Annotated in this window: 27 protein-coding genes; 6 read left to right on the top strand and 21 right to left on the bottom strand. The window is 51.4% G+C overall.

Features of this window, described 5'->3' with window-relative positions; genetic code table 11:
• Positions 1–25: 25 nt before the first annotated feature.
• From ychF to lgt, 9 genes are all read right to left on the bottom strand, one after another.
• Positions 26–1,126: a redox-regulated ATPase YchF gene (gene ychF / locus PsAD26_RS25155; RefSeq protein WP_063312572.1), complete on the bottom strand. Its 1,101-nt coding sequence runs from the start codon at positions 1,124–1,126 to the stop codon at positions 26–28.
• The gene (gene pth / locus PsAD26_RS25150; protein ID WP_063312571.1) at positions 1,127–1,891 is read right to left on the bottom strand and encodes an aminoacyl-tRNA hydrolase; all 765 of its coding nucleotides are present in this window, start codon (positions 1,889–1,891) and stop codon (positions 1,127–1,129) included.
• 29 nt (positions 1,892–1,920) lie between these two features.
• Complete coding sequence (locus tag PsAD26_RS25145; protein WP_063312570.1) at positions 1,921–2,535, bottom strand: 50S ribosomal protein L25/general stress protein Ctc; 615 nt, start codon at positions 2,533–2,535, stop codon at positions 1,921–1,923.
• A gap of 214 nt (positions 2,536–2,749) precedes the next feature.
• Positions 2,750–3,685 (bottom strand): ribose-phosphate pyrophosphokinase, encoded by a 936-nt coding sequence (locus PsAD26_RS25140; protein ID WP_057463594.1) that lies wholly within the window; start codon positions 3,683–3,685, stop codon positions 2,750–2,752.
• Between the two features lie 234 nt (positions 3,686–3,919).
• The gene (locus PsAD26_RS25135) at positions 3,920–4,423 is read right to left on the bottom strand and encodes a hypothetical protein (protein ID WP_063298317.1); all 504 of its coding nucleotides are present in this window, start codon (positions 4,421–4,423) and stop codon (positions 3,920–3,922) included.
• Positions 4,424–4,500: 77 nt separating this feature from the next.
• Positions 4,501–5,661: a Xaa-Pro peptidase family protein gene (locus PsAD26_RS25130; RefSeq protein ID WP_193758356.1), complete on the bottom strand. Its 1,161-nt coding sequence runs from the start codon at positions 5,659–5,661 to the stop codon at positions 4,501–4,503.
• Positions 5,662–5,732: 71 nt separating this feature from the next.
• Entirely contained in the window at positions 5,733–6,500 is a 768-nt protein-coding gene (gene pgeF, locus PsAD26_RS25125) for a peptidoglycan editing factor PgeF (protein WP_063312568.1), read from the bottom strand.
• 24 nt (positions 6,501–6,524) lie between these two features.
• On the bottom strand, positions 6,525–7,616 hold the full coding sequence (locus tag PsAD26_RS25120; protein ID WP_063312567.1) for a class I SAM-dependent methyltransferase: 1,092 nt from the start codon (positions 7,614–7,616) through the stop codon (positions 6,525–6,527).
• On the bottom strand, positions 7,613–8,446 hold the full coding sequence (gene lgt / locus PsAD26_RS25115) for a prolipoprotein diacylglyceryl transferase (RefSeq protein WP_063312566.1): 834 nt from the start codon (positions 8,444–8,446) through the stop codon (positions 7,613–7,615). Before lgt ends, PsAD26_RS25120 begins: the two co-directional genes overlap by 4 nt.
• A 307-nt stretch (positions 8,447–8,753) precedes the next feature.
• Here lgt and PsAD26_RS25110 point away from each other — a divergent pair, with 307 nt between their 5' ends.
• The 5 genes from PsAD26_RS25110 (at position 8,754) to PsAD26_RS25090 (ending at position 12,154) form a co-directional block, all read left to right on the top strand.
• A complete protein-coding gene (locus tag PsAD26_RS25110) occupies positions 8,754–9,038 on the top strand; it encodes an accessory factor UbiK family protein (RefSeq protein WP_057463662.1) in 285 nt (94 codons plus the stop codon).
• A gap of 281 nt (positions 9,039–9,319) precedes the next feature.
• Positions 9,320–9,820, top strand: a complete 501-nt coding sequence (locus tag PsAD26_RS25105) for a YbjN domain-containing protein (RefSeq protein ID WP_063293981.1) — start codon at positions 9,320–9,322, stop codon at positions 9,818–9,820.
• The gene (gene proC / locus PsAD26_RS25100) at positions 9,817–10,638 is read left to right on the top strand and encodes a pyrroline-5-carboxylate reductase (protein ID WP_063312565.1); all 822 of its coding nucleotides are present in this window, start codon (positions 9,817–9,819) and stop codon (positions 10,636–10,638) included. Before PsAD26_RS25105 ends, proC begins: the two co-directional genes overlap by 4 nt.
• 341 nt (positions 10,639–10,979) lie before the next feature.
• A complete protein-coding gene (locus PsAD26_RS25095; protein ID WP_063300241.1) occupies positions 10,980–11,672 on the top strand; it encodes a hypothetical protein in 693 nt (230 codons plus the stop codon).
• Between the two features lie 125 nt (positions 11,673–11,797).
• Positions 11,798–12,154 (top strand): tRNA-binding protein, encoded by a 357-nt coding sequence (locus PsAD26_RS25090; RefSeq protein WP_057463587.1) that lies wholly within the window; start codon positions 11,798–11,800, stop codon positions 12,152–12,154.
• 670 nt (positions 12,155–12,824) lie between these two features.
• On the opposite strand, the gene PsAD26_RS25085 is transcribed toward PsAD26_RS25090, so the two are convergent.
• The 3 genes from PsAD26_RS25085 to PsAD26_RS25075 are packed head-to-tail and all read right to left on the bottom strand — an operon-like array spanning position 12,825 to position 15,439.
• A complete protein-coding gene (locus PsAD26_RS25085) occupies positions 12,825–14,207 on the bottom strand; it encodes an ATP-binding protein (protein WP_063312564.1) in 1,383 nt (460 codons plus the stop codon).
• 44 nt (positions 14,208–14,251) lie between these two features.
• Positions 14,252–14,953: a response regulator transcription factor gene (locus tag PsAD26_RS25080; protein ID WP_063298291.1), complete on the bottom strand. Its 702-nt coding sequence runs from the start codon at positions 14,951–14,953 to the stop codon at positions 14,252–14,254.
• A 9-nt stretch (positions 14,954–14,962) separates the two neighbouring features.
• Positions 14,963–15,439 (bottom strand): MarR family transcriptional regulator, encoded by a 477-nt coding sequence (locus PsAD26_RS25075; protein WP_063312563.1) that lies wholly within the window; start codon positions 15,437–15,439, stop codon positions 14,963–14,965.
• A gap of 319 nt (positions 15,440–15,758) precedes the next feature.
• Between PsAD26_RS25075 and PsAD26_RS25070 the strand changes: the two genes are divergently transcribed.
• Positions 15,759–16,658 carry a branched-chain amino acid aminotransferase gene (locus PsAD26_RS25070; RefSeq protein ID WP_063312562.1) on the top strand — a complete coding sequence of 300 codons (900 nt, stop codon included), beginning with the start codon at positions 15,759–15,761 and terminating at the stop codon, positions 16,656–16,658.
• Between the two features lie 61 nt (positions 16,659–16,719).
• Here PsAD26_RS25070 and PsAD26_RS25065 read toward each other — a convergent pair whose 3' ends face one another.
• The 9 genes from PsAD26_RS25065 to uvrC form a co-directional block, all read right to left on the bottom strand.
• Complete coding sequence (locus PsAD26_RS25065; protein ID WP_063312561.1) at positions 16,720–17,976, bottom strand: multidrug effflux MFS transporter; 1,257 nt, start codon at positions 17,974–17,976, stop codon at positions 16,720–16,722.
• A gap of 152 nt (positions 17,977–18,128) precedes the next feature.
• Entirely contained in the window at positions 18,129–18,617 is a 489-nt protein-coding gene (locus PsAD26_RS25060; RefSeq protein WP_063312560.1) for a molybdenum cofactor biosynthesis protein MoaE, read from the bottom strand.
• Positions 18,618–18,659: 42 nt separating this feature from the next.
• Positions 18,660–18,911: a molybdopterin converting factor subunit 1 gene (moaD, locus tag PsAD26_RS25055; RefSeq protein WP_057463580.1), complete on the bottom strand. Its 252-nt coding sequence runs from the start codon at positions 18,909–18,911 to the stop codon at positions 18,660–18,662.
• A 60-nt stretch (positions 18,912–18,971) separates the two neighbouring features.
• Complete coding sequence (gene pgsA / locus PsAD26_RS25050; RefSeq protein WP_057463579.1) at positions 18,972–19,544, bottom strand: CDP-diacylglycerol--glycerol-3-phosphate 3-phosphatidyltransferase; 573 nt, start codon at positions 19,542–19,544, stop codon at positions 18,972–18,974.
• Between the two features lie 117 nt (positions 19,545–19,661).
• Entirely contained in the window at positions 19,662–19,943 is a 282-nt protein-coding gene (locus PsAD26_RS25045) for an HlyU family transcriptional regulator (RefSeq protein WP_063312559.1), read from the bottom strand.
• A gap of 27 nt (positions 19,944–19,970) precedes the next feature.
• Positions 19,971–20,609, bottom strand: coding sequence for a thymidine kinase (locus tag PsAD26_RS25040; RefSeq protein ID WP_057463577.1), 639 nt, complete (start codon positions 20,607–20,609; stop codon positions 19,971–19,973).
• 117 nt (positions 20,610–20,726) lie between these two features.
• On the bottom strand, positions 20,727–21,416 hold the full coding sequence (locus tag PsAD26_RS25035; RefSeq protein ID WP_063312558.1) for an HAD family hydrolase: 690 nt from the start codon (positions 21,414–21,416) through the stop codon (positions 20,727–20,729).
• 49 nt (positions 21,417–21,465) lie between these two features.
• Positions 21,466–22,497: an endonuclease/exonuclease/phosphatase family protein gene (locus PsAD26_RS25030; protein ID WP_084403828.1), complete on the bottom strand. Its 1,032-nt coding sequence runs from the start codon at positions 22,495–22,497 to the stop codon at positions 21,466–21,468.
• 83 nt (positions 22,498–22,580) lie between these two features.
• Positions 22,581–24,593, bottom strand: a complete 2,013-nt coding sequence (gene uvrC, locus PsAD26_RS25025) for an excinuclease ABC subunit UvrC (RefSeq protein ID WP_244278336.1) — start codon at positions 24,591–24,593, stop codon at positions 22,581–22,583.
• Positions 24,594–24,707 lie beyond the last annotated feature (114 nt).

Raw genomic sequence — 24,707 nt, 5'->3', positions numbered from 1 at the left:
GTTTTATAGCGATTGTGCCATAAACCTATGTATTGAATTTGAAGAGCAGCACATCGCCATCCTGAACGATGTATTCCTTGCCTTCATCGCGTGCCTTACCCGCTTCTTTAGCTGGGTTTTCGCCGCCAAGCTCAACGTAGTCGTTGTAAGCGATGGTTTGCGCGCGAATGAAGCCGCGTTCAAAGTCCGTATGGATGACACCAGCAGCCTGAGGGGCTTTGGTGCCTCTTGATACGGTCCAGGCGCGTGTTTCTTTCGGGCCAGCTGTGAAATAGGTGATCAGGTGCAGCAGGTTGTAGCCTGCGCGGATCAAGCGGTCGAGACCAGGCTCTTCCAAGCCCATGTCAGCCATGTACTCACGCTGTTCTTCGTCTTCCAACTGTGCAATTTCAGCTTCAATCGCAGCTGAGATGACAACAGAGGCTGCGCCTTGCTCTTCTGCCATAGCCTGAACCTTAACCGACAGGCTGTTGCCTTTGTCTGCAGATTCTTCTTCCACGTTACATACATAGAGAACTGGCTTGGATGTGAGCAGGTTCAGCATTTCCAGCTGTTTGACGTCTTCTGGGTCGGTCAGGCCAAGTGCGCGTACTGGCTTACCATCCTGAAGAATTGCGAGTGCCTGTTCCATGATCGGAAGAGCCATCTTCGCGTCTTTGTCGCCAGACTTCGCTTTTTTAGCGAGCGGCGCAATACGCTTTTCGAGGCTTTCCATATCAGAAACCATGAGCTCGGTTTCTACGGTTTCTGCATCAGCGATTGGATCGATCTTGCCATCAACGTGCGTGATGTCATCGTCTTCGAAGCAGCGCAGAACGTGTGCGATAGCGTCTACTTCACGGATGTTTGCAAGGAACTGGTTGCCCAGACCTTCGCCCTTGGATGCACCACGTACGAGGCCTGCGATGTCTACAAAAGTCAGGCGGGTCGGGATGATCTCTTTGGAGCCCGCGATTGACGCGATCTTGGACTGGCGTGGATCTGGCACAGCAACATCACCAGTGTTTGGCTCAATGGTGCAGAACGGATAGTTTGCTGCCTGTGCCGCTGCTGTCTTTGTCAGAGCGTTGAAGAGGGTAGACTTACCAACGTTAGGTAAGCCGACGATACCGCACTGAAAACCCATTTACTCTTGTCCTTTCGATCCAAACAGCTGCTCAAGCGCTGACGCGAGCGGCCCTTTTTTGTTAGCTTCTTTGTCTTGGTAGCCCGTTGCCTTTGGAGCTGGCTTTTTTTCTGGTTCAGGCTTGGCGGTGTCCTGCTTCTTTTTAGCAGCAGCCTCGCGAGAATCATCCTTTTTGTAAGGTTTGCGAGAGCCTTCCGGGCGTGTTGCCAGTGTCACCTTATTGGCGAACTGGTTGTCGTTATGTTGTGCAAGCAACGGAGCGTTATCTGCAACGGCCTCCAAAAGAGGCTCCAGCCACTCCTGATCCGCTTTTGCAAAGTCACCCAAGACCCATTGATGTACGCGGTCTTTATGGCCGGGATGGCCAATACCAAGGCGTACACGACGATAGGCATCTGTGATGTGTGCTGTGATGGAGCGCAGGCCATTGTGGCCTCCGTGACCGCCGCCATTCTTCATGCGAAACTTCGCAGGAGGCAGGTCCAGCTCGTCATAGAGCACGACAACATCTTGTGGGGTGAGCTTGTAGAAACGGAGTGCTTCACCTACGGAACGACCGGATTCGTTCATGTAGGTCATTGGCTTCATCAGCAGGACTTTTTCACCTGCCAAAGTGCCTTCAGAAACCTGAGCCTGAAAGCGAGCCCGCCACGGGCTGAATGAGCTATGGCGGCGATGAATTTCATCTGCCGCCATGAACCCGATATTGTGACGATTACTCTCGTATTTAGGGCCTGGATTACCGAGGCCGACTAACAGCTTCATAGGTATTGTCCCAAGCCCTAGTTAGAGAATTACTCTTCGCCTTCACCTTCTTCAGAAGTGTCGTCGTCTTCTTTTAGACCAGCTGGTGCAACAATCGTGGAGATTGTGAAGTCGCGGTCTGTAATAGTAGGAGCACAACCAGCTGGGAGCTTAACAGCAGAGATATGCTGAGAAGAACCGAGGTCAGCTTCACCAAGATCGATTTCGAGAGCTTCTGGGATAGCGTTCGCAGGAACAGTCATTTCAACGGTGTGACGTACAACGTTGATAACACCACCGCGTTTCAGGCCTGGGGAAGTTTCTTCGTTCAGGAACTTCACTGGGATTTCAACGGTCAGAGTAGCATCTGCAGAAACACGCAGGAAATCAACGTGCATCAGAGTGTCTTTAACTGGATGCAGCTGGAAGTCTTTTGCAATTACAGAAGACTTTTCGCCGTTCAGGTCGATTGTACCGACGTGAGACAGGAAACCGCCCTTATGCAGGGTCATGGTTGCTTCTTTAATTGGCAGGCTGATAGACACTGCTTCTTTTTTGTCGCCGTAGATTACTGCTGGTACAAGACCTTCACGACGAGCTGCACGAGCGGCCCCCTTGCCGGCCCGTTCACGCACCTGTGCTTTCAGCTCATAGCTGTTTGCCATGGTGGAATCTCCTAGTTTGATTATAAAAGTAAGGCCGCGGGAGCGACAGATTTCTGCGCTCAACTACGGCCAACTTCGCACGCCTCCTCCAAGGGTGTCGACGTACGCGGCTCGTATAACCGATACTCCCAGAAAGAGCAAGGGCAACTGCTGAGCCTACAATAAGAAAAACCGGGGCGTACCCCGGTTTCTCAAAGCTTGTGATTAGAGCTCGTTATGAATCGAACAGGCTGGAAACAGAGCGTTCCTGCGATGTGCGGTTGATCGCTTCGCCCATGAGTGGGGCGATAGAAATAGTGCGGATGTTTGGAGCAGCCTGAACAGCAGCCGTTGGCTCGATAGAATCAGTGATTACCAGTTCTTTGAGCTTGGATGCTGAAACGCGCGCCACTGCGCCACCTGAGAGGACACCATGTGTGATGTAGGCCGTGACGGACTTAGCACCAGCAGCAAGAAGTGCATCTGCTGCGTTGCAAAGGGTTCCGCCAGAATCGACGATGTCATCCACAAGGATACAATCGTAGCCGCTCACATCACCGATGATGTTCATGACTTCGGATTCACCAGGCTTGTCGCGGCGCTTATCAACGATGGACAGAGGAGCTTCAATGCGCTTTGCTAGTGCACGCGCACGAACCACACCGCCAACATCCGGAGAAACAACCATGACGTTGGTTGTGTCATAGTGCTCTTTGATGTCACGGGTCATCACCGGCGCACCGTAAAGGTTGTCGGTTGGGATGTCGAAGAAGCCCTGAATCTGCGCAGCATGCAGGTCGAGTGTGAGCACTCTGTCTGCACCAGCATTGGTGATCAGGTTGGAAACAAGTTTCGCAGAGATTGGCGTACGAGGCGCTGACTTACGGTCCTGACGGGCGTAGCCAAAGTATGGAACCACTGCGGTAATGCGACGTGCTGAAGAACGGCGGAGTGCATCAATGATGATCAATAGTTCCATGAGGTGGTCATTTGCCGGATAGCTTGTAGGCTGAATGACAAAGACGTCCTCACCGCGCACGTTCTCCTGGATTTCAACGTAGATTTCTTGGTCTGCAAAGCGGCGAACCTGGCACTTCGACAATGGTACATCAAGATACTTTGAAATTTGCTCGGCCAGCGCGCGATTGGAGTTACCCGCGACGATTTTCATAACCCGCAAGTCCTTCTTGGGCTTTGATCTCACCCTGTGACATTTGTCGGTGGTGAGGTGGAAATTTGCGTCCCTTGGTGGAACCCGATTTCTTCTGGTAAGGCGTCCTGACAGGTCGCCTTGCGCGCCTTTTAGCAACCTCGTCTTAAGCCGACAATAGCCAGAACGCACAGCAGCTCAGCTTTTTTGCAAAAGCTGAGCTGCGTAATCGTGTATCTATTTGATTTTATTAGGTCACTTGCTGTGTAACCATGCTTCTAAAGATGCAATTGTTCTGGTCGCAATTCTTTGCAGCGCATCACCTGAAACAGACGCCCATGGGTCGCCAGAGTTGCCGCCAGTTTGCTCCTGGCCATCAATTCGGTGAACGCGATTGCCATTTGCGTCAATAATATCAAATACATAGAAGACGGTGGTGGTATATTGGTCGCCAGCTGCGGTCAAGAATCCTTTGACTCGGTACGTTGCTGGTGCACCAACGCGTCTGACGAGGTTGAGATTCGCTGCTGCTGCGCGATTCCCCAGTTCCTCAGAGAGATCGTCGGCAATATTGCCAGGCAGTCCGGTCAGCTGCTCAAATGCAAAAGTTGCTTTTGCCGGAGAGACAGTCGGAGGAGCTGACTTGGTTTCAATCATGTCCCCGATGCTGGAAGGGGGAAGAGGGTTTGCCGCACAGCCTGCAAGAATTGCCATAGCGGCAATGATTAATACCCGAGGTAAAAGTACGAGCTTCAGCATGTCAGTCCTTAAAGTCCACTCAGAGAATCAGCGTGGGGTGCCCCCAATAGATTCGTAAAGGTTAATTATGGCAGTCTTTACCCTGCCTTCACAGGGAGGTCGAGAGAAAGCTGTGATAAGCTTTCAGGCCCATCTGCGTGTGTGATGTAAGTTTGGCCCAAAGTCATAGCGGTTTCGCTGTCTGAATCCATGATGATCATGTGCATAAACAACACCATGTTTTCATGAATTTCATGTGCATTTTCTTTGAAAGCGATGTAGGGCGGCTCCATCCAGCTTGGTGTGAAGCGGGCACCAAGTGAATATCCGCAAGCATTCAGGCGGTGTGGCATCAGGCCGCGATCATCCAGAATGTTGGCGTGTGCAGCAAACAGATCGCCAAACGTGTTGCCCACCTGCATGGCTTGTTCAACAGCCAGAAGGGCATCTTTTGCGGCGCGATGGAGCTCCAGATGGCGCGGCGTTGGCTCACCCAGAATAACTGTGCGGATGGAGGCTGCGTGATAGTGGCGGTAAACCCCCGCCCATTCTATGGTGAGTTGATCGTTTTCTGAGAGGGTTCTGCGACCAGATTTGTAGCGGCAGAGAAGGGCGTCAGGGCCAGAGCCAATGACGAATTCGTTTGCCGGATAGTCGCCGCCGCCTTCAAACACTGCGCTTTGCATCTTAGCCAGAATGCGGCCTTCGTCGGCTCCGGGTTTGATTTCCTCCATACCAGCAAGGAAGGCGGCATCGGCAAGCTTGCCGGCTGTGCGCACATATTCCAGCTCTGTTGGAGATTTAACCAGACGGAGCTCCTTTATGATGTCGGAAGCGTCATCGACGTCTGCAAAGGAGTGCAGAGATTCGTCCAGCAACCGGCCATTGGCAGCGGTGAGGCCGTGGGTGTCATATTCCACGCCGATGCGGGTGCCGAGCAGGTCGAGATCAAACAGAAGCTCTTTCACCTGACCAACCGGAGATTTGCCTGCGACGTCCATCCAGAGGCGAATGTCTTTGAGGTTGGAGGTGTTACGGGCTTGCCGCAGATCAGCGGAGCGGGTGAGAAGGATAGGTTCTTCACCGGGGCGGTAGATCAAGCACTGAAAGAAGCAGTAGCCGAAGGTGTCAAAACCTGTCAGCCAGTACATGCTCTCCTGTGCGAAGATCAGCAGGCAATCGAGATGACGCTCTTTGAGTTTGGCGTCCAGAGCAACACGGCGCTCAGCAAATTCTTCCGGTGCAAAGTGCAGGGCCATGGTCTTCTCCCAATCCATAGTTTGCAAAGCAATGTGAAACAGAACTTACTCTTGCTCGTCCGTCAGCACAATCAGGCGGTCAACATGATAGTTGATATCTGGCGTCCGTAATCTGGTTCTTTGTTATGGGTGGTTCTTCGGTAGGAGAAGAACCTGTCCGCATCCGCATAGGTGCATAGTTTGAGATCAATGACGTCTTTGAGGCCAAGTTTGTCCAGTTGGGCTTTGATGAAAGCCGGTAGATCAAACATACTGTGCAGTGGTTTTTGTGAAGGAACGAAGAAGCGCTTGTTGTCCTGAGACTGTTCGAGGAAGCGCACCACAAACTCCGGGCCAACCTCATAAGACTGCTGTGAGATCATCGGGCCCATCACCACTGTGATGTTCGATGGATTTGCACCCAGTTGTTGCATGGCTTGAACGGTGTTGGGCAGGATGCCATCGACGGCGCCTTTCCAGCCTGAGTGGGCTGCGCCGATAACTCCGTTGTCCGGATCAGCGAACAGGATTGGGCCGCAGTCTGCAGTCAGGATGCCAATCGCGAGGCCGGGGGTGTTGGTGACGAGAGCGTCTGCGCGCTTGTCATCTTCCTCAGCAAAGGGGGCCGATACGCTCAGCACCTTGGACGAGTGGATCTGGTAGGGCGTAACCATTCGTTCAGGTGTTGTGCCGAGTTGCTCGGCGACACGGCGGCGGTTTTCCAGAACGTCTTCACGGACATCGCTTGAGCCCAGGCCGACGTTGAGGCCTTTGTAGATGCCGGAGGAAACGCCGCCTTCGCGGGTGAAGAAGCCATGTGAAAGGCATGGCATTGCTTCAAGCTCTGGCACTTTAATCATTGGCTTCTCCCTGTTTCGATGCGTTCAATTCTGGAAAGGAATTGGTTTTTTTGAGGTGTTGGTGATGCTAAGGACTTTGAAGAGCGTGCCCATCTGGTCATCGGCTGCGAGGCGCTCCACGTCTTTGCGGATCTGGTCCTGATCCAGTGTGGATTTGCCAGTCCCAAGTTGTCCAGCGCGCTCCAGCAGCCCAAGGCCGAGCAGAAACTCGCCCTGACCGATTGGGCCGTGCACGTTTGCCCCTTCTGCAGTGGCTGCGCTGGCGAGTGCCTGAAAGTTGACGTGAGCGGTTAAGTCCGCTTCGCCGCAATGTTCCAGCGTGGAGACGTATTCGTGCTTCTTGAGGGCCTGAAACGTGTAGCCTGTGGCCGTCTTTGCATAGCCGTAATCTATGAGCAGAGCAGCACCGCCGTCTGCCTTGAGGCGCTGACCGATTTGTGAGGCAATTGCGGTGGAGGCTGGAGACAGCTCCAGCGTATCGCCCAGTTTTGCCTGTAAACCGGCTTTGGCGACGTCAGCCGGAGACAGAGTGCCTGAGCCGATGCCAAATGTCAGATTGCCGTCGTCATCCAGCCCAACACAGCGCTCACGCCAGCCTTGCTCGGTGAGCTGGTACTGGTGGATTGGGAGAGCATCGAAAAGTTCATTGGCAACGAGCAGGGTTGGTCCATCCGGGATGGTCTCCAGCGTGTCGTGCCACTTGATTGTGTAGGCTTTGAGCAGTTTGCGCTGTGCTTTGCGTAAGGATGGGCTGGTTTCGACCAGGTGAATCTGAATGTTAGCGAGCATCTGCGGGCGTAACGAGATAACGCGCAGGATGTCTTTCATTAAAGTGCCGCGGCCCGGACCCATTTCGACCAGATGCACTGGGCCTTTCAAATCCTGCGACAGCCATTGATGCATAAGCCAGGCGCCAATCAACTCGCCGAACAGCTGTGAGATCTCCGGCGCAGTGGTGAAGTCACCTTTCGTCCCGAAGGGCTGCTGGCGCATGTAGTAGCCATGCTCGGGATCAGACAGGCACATGCCCATGTATTCGGCAAGGGTCATTGGACCATGGTCCGCGATGCGCTTTTTGATTTTTGCCTGAAGAGGCGTGGCCGCAGAGCTGGTCATTTTGCTTCTTTGTTTTCTGTGTTTCTTTTGAGTGCCCAAATCACAACGACAATGCCGATCAAAACCATTGGCAGGCTCAACAGCATTCCCATGGTAAAGAAGCCTGCGAGGTAGCCGATGTGGGCATCCGGTACGCGGTAGAATTCTACGAAAGTGCGTGCCAGACCATAACCGATGGCGAAGCTGCCCGCGAGTACGCCGGGTTTTTGCAGCAGTTTGAAGCGGTGAGACAACAGGCGCAGCACGAGGAACAGAAGTGCTCCTTCCAGTGCCGCTTCATAAAGCTGGCTTGGGTGTCTTGGTTCTGGTCCGCCGGTTGGGAAGACCACGGCCCATGCAACATCTGTCGGGCGGCCCCAAAGCTCTGAGTTGATGAAGTTGGCGATACGCCCGAAAAAGAGACCGATTGGGGCGGCGATTGCGGCCAGATCAAACATGGTCCAGCCGGACAGGCCACGTGCTCTGGAATAGATGATCAGCACAACAATCATACCCAGCAGGCCACCGTGGAAGGCCATGCCTCCCTCCCAGACAGCAAGAATGTCTGCTGGATTGGCGAGGTAGTAGGGCAGATTGTAAAACAGGACGTAGCCGAGGCGACCACCCAGAACAATGCCGAGCGTTGCCCACATGACGAAGTCGTCGATATCTGCTGCTGTTGGATGAGCTGTCTTGTTCCAGAGTGGCGAGTTGCGGACGGTTACGATCATGTAGCGCCATGCAAGAAGAATTCCGGCGATATATGCCAGTGCATACCAACGGATGGCTAGTGGTCCGAATTCAATCAGAACCGGATCAATCATCGGGAAAGGTATTGCTAAGAGCGGCATATGAAACCCTTCTGCTATTAAAGTGCCCTGCGCTCAGAGATCCTCACGCACTTTACTCTAATTCGGTTTGTTTGAGCGCATTGCAAGTGTTTGATCGGAGGCAATCAAACCGAACGCGCTTCAGTTCAGCGAGCATTCCGACAAGTGAAGGATTAGGTCAAGTGGTTTGTGGCAGGTGTTCAACACAAGCTTTCGACATCTTACTGACAGGTTCTTTAGGGTTCTGGGTGCAAATCAGCTCTCAGCGCTTGAAACTGACGGGCCGGACCAATACTTGTTTGTGAGAGAGAAATTTAAAGAGGACGCCATGAGCCAGTCTCCAAATCGTATGTTTGACGAGTTTGCAAAGCTGATGACCGATGCCGCTGGTGTTGCGCAAGGTGCCAAGCGGGAAGTAGAAACCGCATTCCGAGCGCAGGCCGAGCGTTTCATGTCGGATATGGATCTGGTTTCGCGTGATGAGTTTGACACAGTCAAAGACATGGCGATCAAAGCGCTTGATGAAGTTGAAAAGCTTGAAGAGCGCCTTGCAGCAGTAGAAAAGCGCCTTGCCGATCTAGATGAAAAAGCTGCGCCAGAAGACAAAGCATAGGTTTGGCTGAAAATTACATGTGAATATGCTGTGGGCGGCTTTGAGTCGTCCACAATTTTCGCAATGATCTGTCTATTCCCCCTATAGGGGAAAGGCCAAATCTATCGGTATATTGGCAAAAAAGGGATTCGATGTCCTGCATCAATAGTTCCGGTCTGGAACTTCCTTTGTAGTGCATGCTTCTATCCAAGAGCACGTAAGTGTCTGGTCCATGATCACTCAACCCGCATCCGTCTGGAGTGGGTAGATAAACCATTCCTCAAACGGAAAGAGGACCGGAAATGAGCCTTATTGAGTTCGGCACGGAACGCCCCCTGAATCCGGTTGATACCATTGAAAACCTTGCAACCGGTAATGACTGGTGCTTTGAACGACTTGGTGATGATGAGATTTCCATATCGGTTACAGGGACTTGGTGTGATTACCACGTAACCTTTTCATGGATGGAAGAGTTGGAAGCACTGCATATGGCAAGTGCGTTCGACCTCAAGGTTCCTGCTCCCAGAAAAGATGAGATTGTTCGTCTGCTTGCGCTCATTAACGAGCAGCAGTGGATGGGGCATTTTGATATCTGGGGTCGTGAAGGTGTTGTTATTTTCCGTCAGTCGCTTTTGCTGGCTGGTGGTGCAGAAGCCAATTCATCTCAGATAGAAGTCCTATTCTCTAATTCTCTTGATTCATGTGAGCGGTATTATCAATCGTTCCAGTTTGTCGTGTGGGCTGGCAAGACAGCACAGGAAGCGATGGAAACTGTGATGTTTGAAACTGCCGGTGATGCATGAAACTAACGAATGAACGCCCGCTTGTTCTGATTGGAGCAGGCAAAATGGGTGGTGCCATGCTTGCTGGCTGGATGAAGCAGAGTATGGCACCTGAGCATGTTGTGGTTGTTGACCCCAACCCACCTTCAGACACACTTGAAACCATCACTGCAAACAGCATCACCTGGCACAAGAGCGTGCCAGAAGGTGTTGTGGCCGGTGTGTTGCTGATGGCTATCAAACCGCAAATGATGGAAGCTGTGCTGCCAACACTCACCAATGTGGCAGATGAGAGCAGCATCATCCTTTCTGTGGCAGCTGGTACAACGATCAAGCGTTTTAAAGATACGTTTGGAGCTGTGCAGCCTGTTGTGCGCGTGATTCCGAATACACCTTCTCAGGTAGGGCGGGGTGTTACTGCAGGTTATGCATCGGTTGAAGTTCAGGATGAGCAAAAAGCTTTGATGAGCTCCCTGCTTGAAACAATTGGTGCGTTTTACTGGGTGGATGCTGAGGAGCAGATTGATCTGGCAACAGCTGTCAGCGGTTCCGGTCCTGCTTATGTGTTCCATCTGGTTGAGGCTATGAGCGAGGCTGGTCAGCGATTGGGACTGGATGCCGAACTTGCAGAGGCTTTAGCCCGCGGAACAGTCGCAGGTTCTGGTGAGCTGCTCCGCCAATCTCCCGAGAATGCTGATGTTTTGCGCAGGAATGTGACCTCTCCCGGTGGGACGACGGCTGCTGCGCTTTCCGTATTGATGGGAGACGATGCTTTGACAAACCTGATGAGTGAGGCTGTTGCAAAGGCAGCTCATCGCGCCACAGAACTTGCTGACTAAAGCAGCGCCTGTTTGTGCTGGTTCTGCTGCACTGCTTTAGGTTTTGCTGTCGCGTCTCTTTAGCCTAAAACCGTTTTCCATTTTTTGGAGATACGTTTTCAGCAGGTTCCAAAATTGCTTGATATTGAAGTAAAGCCTCGGTTACTAGACTGAGGCTTTTTCTTTGTATCTGTGCTGCTCCTGTGTGTATGATTAGGTGTTGATGCGTAGTTAGAGCAGGTCGCGTTCATTTACATTCACGCTCCGCACTCTAACTTCTTTAGTGGAGCGATTTCTACGTGTTTGATTGGCGCCAATCAAACGGAACGCGCTCTGGAGTGTTGGCCATACAGGAGCGTGCCATGCCCACCGAAAAGACCCATCAGAAAGTCATCGCAAGTTTTATTGAGTTGCTGGAAACACACCGGATTGAAGAGATCACTTATACAGCGATCGCAGATAATGCTGGTGTGAAGATTGAGGTGGTGCGGGCGTGTTGCAATGGAAAGCTGGATCTGCTGGCAGCCTTTATGCAGGACATTGATCAGAAAGTTTTGAAAGAGCGTGATCCTGACCTTATGGATGAAACACGGCGTGATCGGCTGTTTGACGTCCTCATGTGCCGGCTTGATATTATGGAGCCGCATAGAGAGGCGATCCGTAACCTACGGAAGACAGTGGTGAAGGACCCGGCTTTGGCCATGCATATGCACAAGCTGGTGACACGCTCGATGAAGTGGATGCTGGTTGCAGCAGGCATTGAAGAATTTGGTTTGCGTAGTGTCGGCATGTCCAATGCTTTGGCTTTGGGTTTTGAGCGGTTGGTGCGTGTTTGGCTTGAGGATGATGCGCCAGGGCACCCGAAAGTTATGGTTGCCGTTGACGATATGCTGGCGAACGGTGAAAAATGGGTGGGCCGCGCTTGCCGCGTTGAGAAAGTGGCAGCTCCCTTTATTGAAGGGCTGGGACGTTTGTGCCAGAGACCTTCGCGCCCAGCAGGTAAAAGCACACCTCCACCTGAAACTGCAAATGGTGGGGCTGAAGCCAGTCCCTAAAGCCGTTTGTCGTTAGGTTGAAACACGCGAACTGCTTTAGCCTTTGTTTTTGTGTATCTTTATTCAAAAATCGGTTTCCACTTTTCGGATAAAGATACGTTGTAATTTGAGTTATTGAGAAGAATATGGACCAAAAAGAAGATACGAAAACCATCGGTATTGATGATTTTTTGAATGTGGATGTGCGTGTTGGCACTGTTGTTGAAGCAGTTGATTTTCCCGAAGCCCGCAAGCCCGCGTACAAACTGAAGATTGATTTTGGTGATGATATTGGTGTGAAGAGAACGTCTGCTCAGATCACTGCTCACTATACGCCTGAGGCGCTTGTTGGGCGCCAGGTCATTGCTGTTGTGAACTTCCCACCACGCCAGATCGGGCCATTTATGTCTGAAGTTTTGACGCTTGGACTAGCGGATGAGAATGGAGATATCGTTCTGCTTCATCCCGACAGCAAGGTGCCTAACGGCGGCCGGATGCACTAAAGCAGTTCGTATTTAGGTTGAAACATCTGAACTGCATTAGCCTTTGTTTTTGCGTATCTTTATCCGAAAACCGGTTCCCACTTTTCGGCGGTACGCTGTAGAACACGCTCTAGGTTTGTCGGTACTTTATGGCGTGAGGGGATAAACTTATCCCCCTCCAGACTTCCTCCCATATTCTGAACCTATGCCTACGTAACGGGCTGCTGGCGGAGCGACCGTCAGTTTGTCGTAGGTTGGGCGGGGCTTCTGGAAGACGTAACGCACCTTTCAGAGGTCCGGTGAACCGAACTTCAAACGTGACCGCATGGTTTGAGGGGAAGGGCCCAGGACTATAGGGTATCACGCGGTGATAGATGCAAGAGCACCGGTGAGGGAACTCACTTTTGCAGAAGTGTTTGTCAAAGACGGAGGAACTGTCTGGTCAGGGAAACCTGACTGGATAAGCCATTGTCTTTCCGGGAAACCGGCTATCGTGCCTTATAGGCAAAAGAGGCGACGTAGTTCATTCAAAGAAAGCCCGGGCGAGGCGAGCAGCCACTGCCGAAGACTCATTACTAATAAATAGCGCAGGCATTGTCTGCCGCCTTGCTCATCTCGACTTTCGGGAACTCTGGTTCAACACTGCATGACAGGTCACGTGGTGCTCTTCGCATGTCCTGTACATTGTTGGCTAGATCGGAATGCGTATACGAACGCGCAGGCCGCCCAGTGGAGACTGGCGCAAGAAGATTTCCCCCCCATGACTTCTCACAATATCCCTTGCAATCGCCAGACCGAGACCTGAGCCACCGCTGTCCTGATTGCGGGCCGTATCAAGCCTGTGGAAGGGACGAAAGACGTTCTCCCGCTCTTCACGAGGGATACCCGGACCGTCATCATCAACTGTGATAATCAGCCAGTCGGGCGTTCGATTGCCCTTGATGCGCAGCGTCTTGCCATAGCGTGCAGCATTGGAAATCACGTTCAGCAGACAGCGCCGAAAGGCTCGGCCTTTGACAATGACGAGTGGATCTCCGTCGAAGGAGGATGCAACGTCAGCGCCAACAACCTCTGCCTCGACCTCCAGATCCTCCAGCATGAGCGAGATATCGACAGGAGCAGGCGGCTCGTCACCATAGCCTTTGGAGAAGGAAAGATAGTCCTCCAGCATGCGGTTCATTTCGTCGACGTCTTTACGCAGAGCATCCGCCTCAGGAGATTGAGGAAGAAGGGCCAGCTCAAGACGGAACCGCGTGAGGATGGTCCGCAGGTCATGGCTGACACCAGCAAGCATGGTCGTACGCTGATCAACATGGCGCTCAATTCTGCGGCGCATATCAACGAAAGCAAGAGCCGCACGGCGGACTTCACGAGCGCCATGTGGACGGAAGTTGGAGACTTGCCGACCCTTGCCAAACTCCTCAGCAGCATCTGCCAATTGCTCGATTGGCCGGATCTGGTTTCTGAGGAACAAGACCGCGATGATGATCAGAACCAGCGAGGTGGCGACCATCCAGACGATGAAGATATGGGAGTTCGACGCATACGTCTGGCTGCGACGGGCGATGATACGAAGCGTTTTGTCTTCGAGCTGGATGCGGATTTCGACGTACTTTGAAGCGCCGACGGTATCAATCCAAAACGGTTTGCCAATGCGTGCAGCAATTTCACGGGTCATGTACCGATCCACCAGATCAAATAGCGGTCTTGGTTTTGGTGGTGGTAGAGGCTCTTTGGGAAGAACTGTAACGGATAGACCCAGTGCACCTGCGCTGATTTGCTTAAGTGTCGCATAGTTGTCGTCATGATTGTAGGTTTCAGTCATGTCGACAACAGCAGCAATTTGCCGAACCACCGCCTCAGACAGGCGGCGCGTGACCAGATCGTAGTGTCGCTCCATGAAAACGAAAGCGAGGACTGATTGCAGGATCAGGAAAGGGATGACGATGATCAGCAGCGCACGGACATAAAGGCCTTTCGGTAGCCGATAGTGCAGCCAGCTTGTCACCGCGAAGTAGGGCTTTAAAAGCGTTCTGATCCATTGTGGGAGTGTGAACCGGTTTGAAAAGCCCATCGTCCTCTCGCTGATTGCGTGTATGCTGGCTGATATAATGGCAGCTAGTTGGTAATAAGCCGATAACCTATCCCACGCACAGTCTGCAGGTACAAGGGATTGCCGGGGTCTTCCTCAATCTTTCTTCTCAAGCGGTTCACCTGAACGTCGATTGTGCGCTCGCCAAGTGCAGCATCTGCTCCCACCAGATCAGTTCGTGCTACAGTTTGACCAGGCTTTTCTGCGAAGGTGTTGAGGATCTGCTTTTCACGATCTGTCAGGCGGACATGCTCGTCATTGCGTTTCAGTTCGCCGCGTTCTGCGTTGTATTGGAACGGGCCGAACGCCAAGACTTCGAGCTTCATTTTTGGCTTTGGGCCACCTCTGCGGAGGATGGCAGAAATTCTAAGGAGCAATTCGCGCGGTTCAAACGGTTTTGAGACATAATCGTCGACACCAGCTTCCAGTCCCTCAATCCGATCTTCAATATCGGAGCGAGCTGTAAGCATGAGGATAGGGACAGCTTTGGAACGGCGCAGGTCTTTTGCGAGCTCAATTCCGCTTTCGCCTGGCATCATGACGTCCAGAATGAGTAGGTCGAACTCCAAGCCGGATAACCTGCGGCGGGCTTCTTCTGCGTCTCTTGCGACGGTTACCCGAAATCCACTTTCACCGAGAAACCTTTGGAGCAGGTCGCGGATACGACTGTCATCATCAATCAGGAGAATGTGAGGTGCATCATCTTCCAGAAGAGCAGAGCGGGCCACGGTAATTCCTCAATCTGTTTGTTTGGTGATGAGACGGGCAACTTCGCTACGTTCATTCTCATCAATCATAAGATATAAAAACTGGCGGACAATCTCATCACTGCCATCTGGCATCAGTGAGATCGCCTTATTAATACGTTGGGACTGGAGTTTGGATAGCCGGGCACAAAATTCTGTACCCTTTTCAGTGGTATAAAGCAGGCGCTGACGGCGGTCCAACGCTCCTGGTTCCTGACAAATGAAGTCATCATCCACCAACTGTTTCAAAACACGTCCCAAACTTTGCTTCGTGATTTTTAAAATGCCGAGCAGGTCAGAGACTCTGATTCCGGGGTTTCTGTGCACAAAATGAAGAACACGGTGATGGGCACGACCAAAACCCAGCTCATCGAGAAGCACATCCGGATCACCCGTAAAATCGCGATAAGCGAAGAAAAACAGTTCAATAAGGTCAAACCGTGGTGAATCGCTGTCTTTTTTATTCATTTCCCGTCCCGGATAACTGCCTATTTTTTAATCTTACAAAAAATACGTCAGTCATGTTGACTTATTTCAGAATGATAGTTACAAGTTACTCATCGCTGAAGAAAGGAAAGAACTCAACACGTCGCATGTGCGCAATAGTTGAAAAATTAATTTCTTCATCGGTTTTACATCGTGGATAGGTATTGATCATCTGTAGTTGTAATACGGCTGCTCTGTACACCTATCCTTTCAGAATTCATTGATTTAGCTAGAACACACCTTGACTGGCAAGGCCTTGCTTTGCCTGCACCGTGAATTGTTCGCCATATGGAGAAGAGAAATGGCGGGTATACCCTTTGATCAACTAGAAGGCTCAATCTGGTTGGATGGAAAAATTGTTCCGTGGTCAGAGGCCAAGGTGCACGTGCTCACGCACGGTTTGCACTACGGAAGCAGTGTGTTCGAAGGTCAACGCGCCTATGGCGGCGAGATCTTCAAGCTGGAAGAGCACACCAAGCGCTTGCATGCGTCTGCAGAAGTTCTGGGCTTCACTATTCCGTGGAGCGAAGAACAGATTAACGGTGCGTGTAAACAGATGCTGACTGAGAACAATCTGACAGACGCTTACCTGCGTCCGGTTGCTTGGCGCGGCAGTGAGATGATGGGTATTTCAGCTCAGTCCAACACTATCCATCTGGCAATTGCTGCCTGGGAGTGGCCAAGCTACTTCTCTCCAGAAGAACGTTTGAAGGGTATTCGTCTGGATTTGGCGGAGTATCGTCGCCCAGATCCAAAGACTGCTCCGTTCAAGTCGAAGGCAGCTGGCCTTTACATGATCTGCACGATTTCCAAGCATGCAGCGGAAGCCAAAGGTTATTCCGATGCGCTGATGCTTGACTGGCAGGGCCGTGTTGCTGAGGCTACTGGTGCGAACGTGTTCTTCATCAAGGACGGTGCAATTCATACTCCGATTGCTGATTGCTTCCTTGATGGCATTACGCGCCGCACTGTGATTGATCTGGCGCGTGCTCGCGGTATTGAGGTAATTGAACGCCGTATCATGCCAGAAGAGATGGAAGGCTTTGAACAATGCTTCCTGACAGGATCTGCTGCTGAAGTAACACCGGTTTCCGAAATCGGACCGCATAGTTTTGCTCCGGGTGAAATCACTAAGCTGATGATCGAGGATTACATGGCTGCGGTGCAGCCTGCGAAAGAAGAGTTGCTTGTAGCAAGCTGATTTCTTCGCTGCATAAAAATTCAAAGCCCGCTGCTCTGACTGAGTAGCGGGCTTTCTTGTTTTATTCGGCTGCGAACTGCTGCTCGTGCTGCGGTTTGAACAGTTTGCCGTTTTCTGTGATCAGCACGCAGATCAAGCCAAGTATTGAGAATAGCGCCACACCATAGACGAGGGGTAGTTCGGTCCCGTCATATAGCTTGCCAATACCAGCGCCGAGTAAGGCTCCGATCAGGGTCGTAATGAAGCCAATCATGGCTGAACCTGCGCCAGCAACGCGGCCCAATGGTTCCATTGCCATGGTGTTGAAGTTTGGGCCAATGAAGCCGAAGAAGAACATTGCCAGAGATTGAATTGCGATGAACGAAACAATGGTCAATGAACCGCTGTAGGCGATTGCTGCTGTCAGGACTGATGTTGCCGTGAAGCCGAGAAGTGCCATGTGAGACATCTTTCTCAGACCATACTTCTCGACCATCTGGGAGTTCAGGTAGGAGGAGAGGGCCATTGCGATTGAGATGGCTGCGAAAACTATTGGGAACAGGTCAGCGAGTGCAAAGCGTTCCATGAAGACTTGTTGTGCGGAATTGATGAATGCGAACAGACAGGCAAAGATGAATGTCATTGCCATCATGTAGCCAAGGGTCACACGTGTGGTGAGAGCTAACCGATATGCACTGAGGACAGAACGCAATTCCAGTGGGCGCTGGTTCACTGGGGCGAGGCTTTCAGGAAGGCGCATGGAGCACCATACAAGAAGGAGTACGCCAAATAGCGTGAGGGCGGCGAATACGCCTTGCCACGGAGCGACCCAAAGGACGATCTGTCCGAGGAATGGAGCGATCACTGGGGCAATCTGGAAGGCAACCATGACCAGGGACATGACCTTGCCCATTTGACGACCACTGTACCAGTCCCGGATCATTGAAATGGATGCAACGCGCGGTGCTGCAGCCCCTATACCTTGAAGAGCTCGAGCCGCGAGCATGTGCTCATAGCTTACAGCGAACGTCGAGTACACTCCGCCAATGATGTACAGGCTGAGGCCGATTAACAGTGTGGTTCGGCGACCGATCGTATCCGAAAGCGGACCGAAAAAGAGCGAAGCAAAAGCGAGACCAAGCATGTAGGCTGTGATCACCAATTGGCGATCATTGTCGGCGACAGACAATGCAGCGCTCATGGCCGGAAGAGCCGGGAGCATCATTGACGTCGCAACCGCGTTCAACGCCATAAGCGCTGCAACAAGGCTGACAATTTCCCATAAGGAAAGCCCAGGATGAGGTGCTCGCTCATGCTGCAGATCAGAAACTGCAGACATCAGAGACCTGTTTGTTGGGTGCAAAAAAGGTAAGAGGTCGCGATTGCGACCTAATAAACTCAAATTAGCTTCTATTTGAACTGGCAAACATGGCTATGTCAAGGCAAGTGCCAGTTCATTGTTGCGTGCTGCATGTTTATGGAATGCTGGAGCTATTTGGTTTTCGTCTTATCCCAGCGCGCTGCATCGGTATCATCAACTGCCTTGGCCTCGACCCAAGTTCCCTCGGATGCCTCTTTGAGATGCTCTTTCTTCCAAAATGGTGCCTGTGTTTTCAGGAAGTCCATTAGAAAGTCAGAAGCTTCGAAGGCGGCTCGACGATGCGAGCTGGTTGCTATGACCAAAACAATGTTGTCGCCTGGAGGAATTTTGCCAAAACGATGAATGATCGTGAGGCCTGTCAGAGGCCAACGTTCAACGGCTTGCTGCGCAAACTTTGAGATCTGAGCTTCGGCCATGCCTGGATAATGTTCCAGTTCTAGCGCCTCAAGTGTACCGCCTTCATCGCGGCAGAGGCCGGTGAAGGTAACGATAGCTCCGACATCCTTACGGCCTTTGGTGAGGATGTCGGTTTCCGCTAAAACGTCGAAATTTTCAGCCTGAACGCGGACTGTAAATTCTGTGGTGGTGCTGTTTGACATGGTACTCGCAGACTTTGAGATATGCTGGAGGGAAGGTGTTCCTCAACCGCCTGTCATTGGCGGGAAGAATGCAACTTCTTCAGTTCCAGACAAAACGTGATCTTCTTCCACGTGTTCCTGATTGACTGCAATGCGAATGGTTTCTGGTTGTTCGAAGGCAAATGCATAACCTTCATCACGAGCTGCGAGCCAACTCATCAATTCGCCCGCGGTTTTAACAGTTTCTGGAAGCTCAATGGTTTCCTCAGAGGTTCCAGTGCGCTCACGCAGCCAGGCGAAGTAACGAATTTTCATGAGATTGAGCCCCGGTATTGTATGGCTTCCTTTTCGTGGAAGCCTTGTCTTTTACTGGAATTAGTCTTCAATCAGATGGCCAATTCCGGCGCGGAAGTAGTCATACCCCGTATATAGGGTCAAAATCGCTGCGACCCAAAGTAGCACTATACCAGTTGATGTGGTGTAGGGGAAAACAACATCGCCAGCATCACCTGCGAGCAAAAAGCCCAAGGCAACGAGTTGGACAGTGGTTTTCCATTTAGCCAGTTTGGTAACAGGGACTGATACACGAAGCTCAGCAAGGAACTCACGCAAGCCGGAAACAAGGATTTCCCGGCAAAGAATGATGATGGCAGCAAAAATGGACCAGTTTCCGATTGTTTGATCCCATGCCAATATTAGGAGACAAACAGAAACAAGAAGTTTGTCGGCAATTGGGTCCAGCATGCGACCGAGAGCAGACTGTTGCTGCCAAATTCGGGCGAGGTAGCCGTCAAAGAAATCTGTGATTGCAGCTATGAAGAAGATACTTAATGCAATCCAACGGGCGGTGTGGGTTGGGAAATAGAAACACACAGCCAGAGCTGGCACAGCAGCAATACGGCCGTAAGTAAGAATATTTGGAAGCGAAAATATAAGCTTACGGGACATATGAACCTTCAAGTTTACGCGGCTAACAAGCGCTCATACGCAGGGTGTGCACATCCAAGTGCGTCCTGTCAATTGTAGCACGCTTATTTGTGCAGGACTTCGGGGGAGTATACGGGATTATGTAAACATCCCGTCACCCATTTCCTTAATGATCTGCTTTGCCTTGCGCGAAGAGAACTCTTTTGCTTCATCCTCAGAGCCATGTGTGTCTGCGCGGATAAAGGTATGCTCTTTAGTCTCTTCACCAAATTGCTTGGTGATGCGACCCGCAGTTTGCCACTGTCCACCACGGCGAGAAGGTTCAGAGTAAATCAGGTAGCCTTCAAATTCTTCTGCCTTTGCAGCTGGCGTTGATTTTTCATCTTTGTTGCTGCCAAACAGATTTGAGAAAAAGCCCATGTTTATTCTCCCAGACTAAACGTAGTTTTATTGGTCTACAGGTTCGCACATCATGTCGGCGAGCGCATCCTTGTTTTCACCGTTAGGTTCCCCAAGTTTGCGCATGGACCAGTGTTTTCTGCAAAGTGAGATGTAGGATTCCTCACCGCCGATGACAACCTGATCACCTTCTTCGACAATGTTTCCGCTTTCATCCACGCGGGCCACCATTGTTGCTTTGGATCCGCACCAGCAGATGGTTCTCACTTCGCGGAGGATATCTGCAATGGCGAGGAGTGCGGCACTGCCTGGAAACATCTTGCCCTGAAAGTCAGTTCTCAAACCGTAAGCCATTACAGGAATACGAAGATGGTCCGCAACATGGGCCAGCTGCCAGACCTGTTCTTCTGTCAGGAATTGTGCTTCATCGATGAAGACCGCGTTGAACTGGTGCTCTTTGAGTTGTTCCTCAATACAAGCGAACAGATCAAGCTTTGTGTCGTAGATGAGGGCGTCTGATTTCAAACCTATACGCGATGAAATTTCTCCGACCTTGGTGCGATTGTCGAGGGCTGCTGTGAACAGCAAACTGCGCATGCCGCGCTCCTGATAGTTATAGGAGGCCTGCAGCAGCAGAGTGGATTTACCAGCATTCATTGCGGAGAAATTGAAATATAGTTTTGCCATTGGCCCTTCGCGGCGCGGCGCGCCTCATCGCGTTCAATCTGATTAGGTCTTCATACATGGATTCGTGAGAGAGGCCAGAACCCTGGGAGGTTACTCACAAGGTTCCACGGCAAACTTTTAACGTGAGGCGTATCCAGCAACCAAACTTGGCAATTCACGCATACAGGCTATGGAATGATCCGGCAGAACAGGGGATCGATTGGCATGCTGCAGAGGGTTAAACCAGACAGAAGTGGCGCCGATATTGTTTGCGCCTGCGATGTCGTGCTCCAAAGAGGCGCCGACATGGATGAGTTTGTCGGGGCTCATACCAGCCATTGAAAGCATGGCATCAAAGAGACGGGGATCCGGTTTTTTGTAGGGGTACTCTTCCGCCATCACCACGAAATCGAAGAGGTGGGCGATACCTGCGCTTTTGGGGCATGAGTTGCCGTTGGTGATGAGCGCTGTCTTGTAGTTTCGCTTCAGCGTTGCGAGCGTTTCTTTGACATGAGGGTAAAAGTAAGGGTCTCCGAAGCGGACTTTTTTGAAGATTTTCAGCGCTTGCTCAGACAAATCCTTAGCATTACTCAGTGGATTAAGTGCTTGTTCAAATGAAGCTCTTCGAATTTCCAGATAGCGAATGTTGTTGGGGTCTGCGTCTTCAACGAGGGATTTATGTATTTTTTTGAGGCGTTTGGGCGTGATGGGTTTGTCGGAGTAATGGCTTAAAAAACTTGCGGTGGTGATGAGGGCTTCGTCCAGAATTCGTTGAAAATCAAAGAGGGTTTGGTCTGCATCGAAGGATATAAGCAATTCTCGTGGCATTCCAAATTTCCCTCCGGACCGATCCCTAGAAAGTTATTATATGCTTACTTTAGGGTAATATGTGAAGTGTCGCGAAGATTGGAAAATGGTCTGAGCCGACATCTTCGTCAATTATGAGGTCTTTGATTATAATTTCTTCAGAAGAGGTGATGTGATCGACTTTTGATCCCAACACTTTTCCAAGAAAAGGATTGATAAAATATCGAGTTGTCTGCGGAATGAGGCTGGTGAACGTTGTTTTCAGCTTCAAATCTGAAAGCAGTTTCTGAAAGGTATCTGACCAGACAGGGGTGTTCCAGTCCCCTAAAACCATAATGGGTGAATCTGTCTGCTGTTCCCGGATGTAATTTGACACGTAATTCATGTAGGTCGTCCGTCCGTCCAGGCGACGTTGACTGCGTGGACTTGCCGGGTGGATTGCATAGAGCTGGATCAGGGTGCCGTTGATGTCGACATTTGCGCTCAGGAACTCGCGTGGGATGTACCCGTTTTGCCCAAGGCCAGGTATATGAACTCGTTTTGAGTTCTCTAGCGGAAATTTGCTGAAGACTGTGAGATCAGTGTCGCGCTTTGCTGGTGGCAGGATAGCGTATTGATAATTCTCTGTAAGGAATGTTTTCAGGCGGGGAGTTGCGCTTGCGGTTTCCTGAAACGCGATCAGGTCTGGTTGACGTTTTTCAATCAGCTCTTGCAAGGCCTCCTTCTCGAACTGCATATGCAGGAGATTGAGGCTCATGACGTTGAACGTCTTGCTCTTGGGGTGGTTATCCAGAATTGCGACAGGTTGAGTGACGAGACGGATGCTGGTGACCATCCAGAAGCTGGAGATGATCAATCCTAAGAGACAGAGTAAATGGAGCCAGTGCAGCTTTCTGGCCAGTACGAGCCAGAGAAGGAGACCGACAAAACCTACTGCGATAAGCTGAGGGATGAAGAAAGCTACCGCCTCGCTCAACAGGTTTCCGGGAGCGAATAAAGAGGCGAGGAGCAAGAAGGTGACCGCAAGTGTTCCTGCGCGCACCAGATGAAGCAAGATCGGAGTATTTGGTTTTTTCTTTGATAATACCCTGTCTGAACGCACTGCTCTCACCTTTGGTTATTAAGTTTTGATGAGAATAGCGTATAGTCGTTTTCTATTTGTGAAAACAATGCGTTATCCCGTGATTATTCGTGGAAGTGGTTGTAGATCAGTTTTGCAATGCTTTCGGAGATTCCTGAAATAGCTCGCAAATCTTCGATGCCAGCTTTTGAAACTGCTTTTGCTGTGCCGAAGTGACGAAGCAGAACGCGCTTTCTTGTCGGACCAATACCTGCAATTTCATCCAGCGGATTTGCGACGATTGCCTTCTTTCGGCGGGCTCGGTGGGAGCCGATCGCGAAGCGGTGTGCCTCATCTCGCATGCGTTGCACAAAGTACAGGACCGGATCACGTTCAGGTAACATGAAACTTTGTTTGCCCGTGACGAAGAACTTCTCGCGTCCTGCATCGCGGTCTGGGCCTTTTGCAATGCCGACCAATGGGATGTCCGTGATGCCCATCTCTTCGAGTGTTTCGCGGACGGCGCTGAGCTGGCCTTTACCGCCATCGATCAGCACCAAATCAGGCCATGGAGGGATGTCAGCATTGGATGGCGCAACATCCTGCTCTTCTTCACCGGTTTTTTGCTCAGTTTTTGATTGTGTGGTGAAACGGGCAGCTTGCTCGTAACCTTCCGGGTTCTCCTTCATCAGGCGGGCGAAACGGCGTGAGAGCACTTCTCGCATCATGCCGTAGTCGTCGCCCGGGATCAGGTCTTCCGACTTGATGTTGAACTTTCTGTACTGGCCTTTTGCAAAACCATCTGAGCCCGCAACAATCATTCCGCCAACAGCATTGGTGCCTGAGATGTGGGAGTTATCGAAAACATCGATGCGACGTGGCGTACGGTCCAGATCGAAGGCTTCGGCGACGCCTTTCAAAAGCTTCAGCTGGCTGGATGTCTCAGCAAGCCTACGGCCAAGAGCGCCCTTGGCATTCGTGAGCGCATGCTCCACCAATTCGCGTTTTTCGCCGCGCTTTGGTATTGCAACTTCGACCTTGCGATTGGCCCTTGCAGAGAGGGCTTCTACCAGTAGTTCTTGCTCTTCCAGTTCATGTGAGAGCAAGACCATACGTGGTGGCGGTTTATCCTCGTAGAACTGGGAGAGGAAGCTCTCCAGAATTTCCGCGGGTTCGTAGCTTTTATCCGCTTTAGGAAAGTATGCGCGGTTGCCCCAGTTTTGTCCCGTGCGAAAGAAGAAGACTTGCACGCATGTCTGGCCGCCTTCCTGATAGGTGGCGAAAACATCTGCTTCTTCAATGCTCTGCGGATTGATGCCTTGATGGCTCTGGACATGTGACAATGCAGAAATGCGGTCGCGATAGACAGCCGCCTGTTCAAAGTCGAGGTTCTCTGAGGCTTTCTCCATAGCGACTGCCAGGTCTTGCTTGATGAGCTGGCTTTTGCCTGAGAGGAAGGATTTTGCTTCAGCGACAAGTCCTTTGTAGTCCTCAATGGAGATCTCGCCAGTGCAGGGTGCTGCACAACGCTTGATTTGATAAAGCAGGCAAGGGCGTGAGCGATTGGAATAGTAGCTGTCGGAGCAGTTGCGGATGAGAAACGCCTTTTGCATGGCGTTGATGGTGTCATTGACAGCGCCAGCGGATGCAAATGGTCCGAAGTAATCGCCTTTGCGAGCCCGAGCTCCGCGGTGTTTGATCAGGGCAGGGGCTTCATGGTCAGCACTGATCAAGATGTATGGAAAGGACTTGTCGTCACGCAGGAGAACGTTGAAGCGAGGGCGTAAACGCTTGATGAGGTTTGCTTCCAGCAGCAAGGCTTCTGGTTCTGTGCGGGTTTCAACGAACTCCATGGCAGCAGTTGCCATGATCATCCGCATAATGCGGTTGGACTGGCCCTGAAGCCGAGTGTAACTTGTGACGCGCTTCTTCAGTGACCGAGCTTTGCCCACATAGAGGACTTCGCCGTCCTCATCAAACATGCGGTAGACGCCGGGGCCAAGGGGCAAGCGTTTTACGAAGTCCGCAATGACTTCAACGCCCTTTACGCCAGGTTTGCGCGGGGCGGCGTTGCTTTCAAACTGGATGTCTGGATTGCTTTGGGGCACATCGACATTGTCTTCTGCTTGAGCAGGCATGTCAGATGTGTCTTTAGCCATGATCCAATTACTCTCGGTGTATGCTGAAATAAAATATGGAAACGCACCTTATCCGATTCAACGGCAGGTGCGGTCTCTCAGAAGTGTTTTAGT

It is taken from the genome of Pseudovibrio sp. Ad26, assembly GCF_001623285.1.
GTDB lineage: Bacteria > Pseudomonadota > Alphaproteobacteria > Rhizobiales > Stappiaceae > Pseudovibrio > Pseudovibrio ascidiaceicola.
Note: the sequence above shows the minus strand (reverse complement) of the source record. Positions and strands in the feature narration are given on the sequence as shown.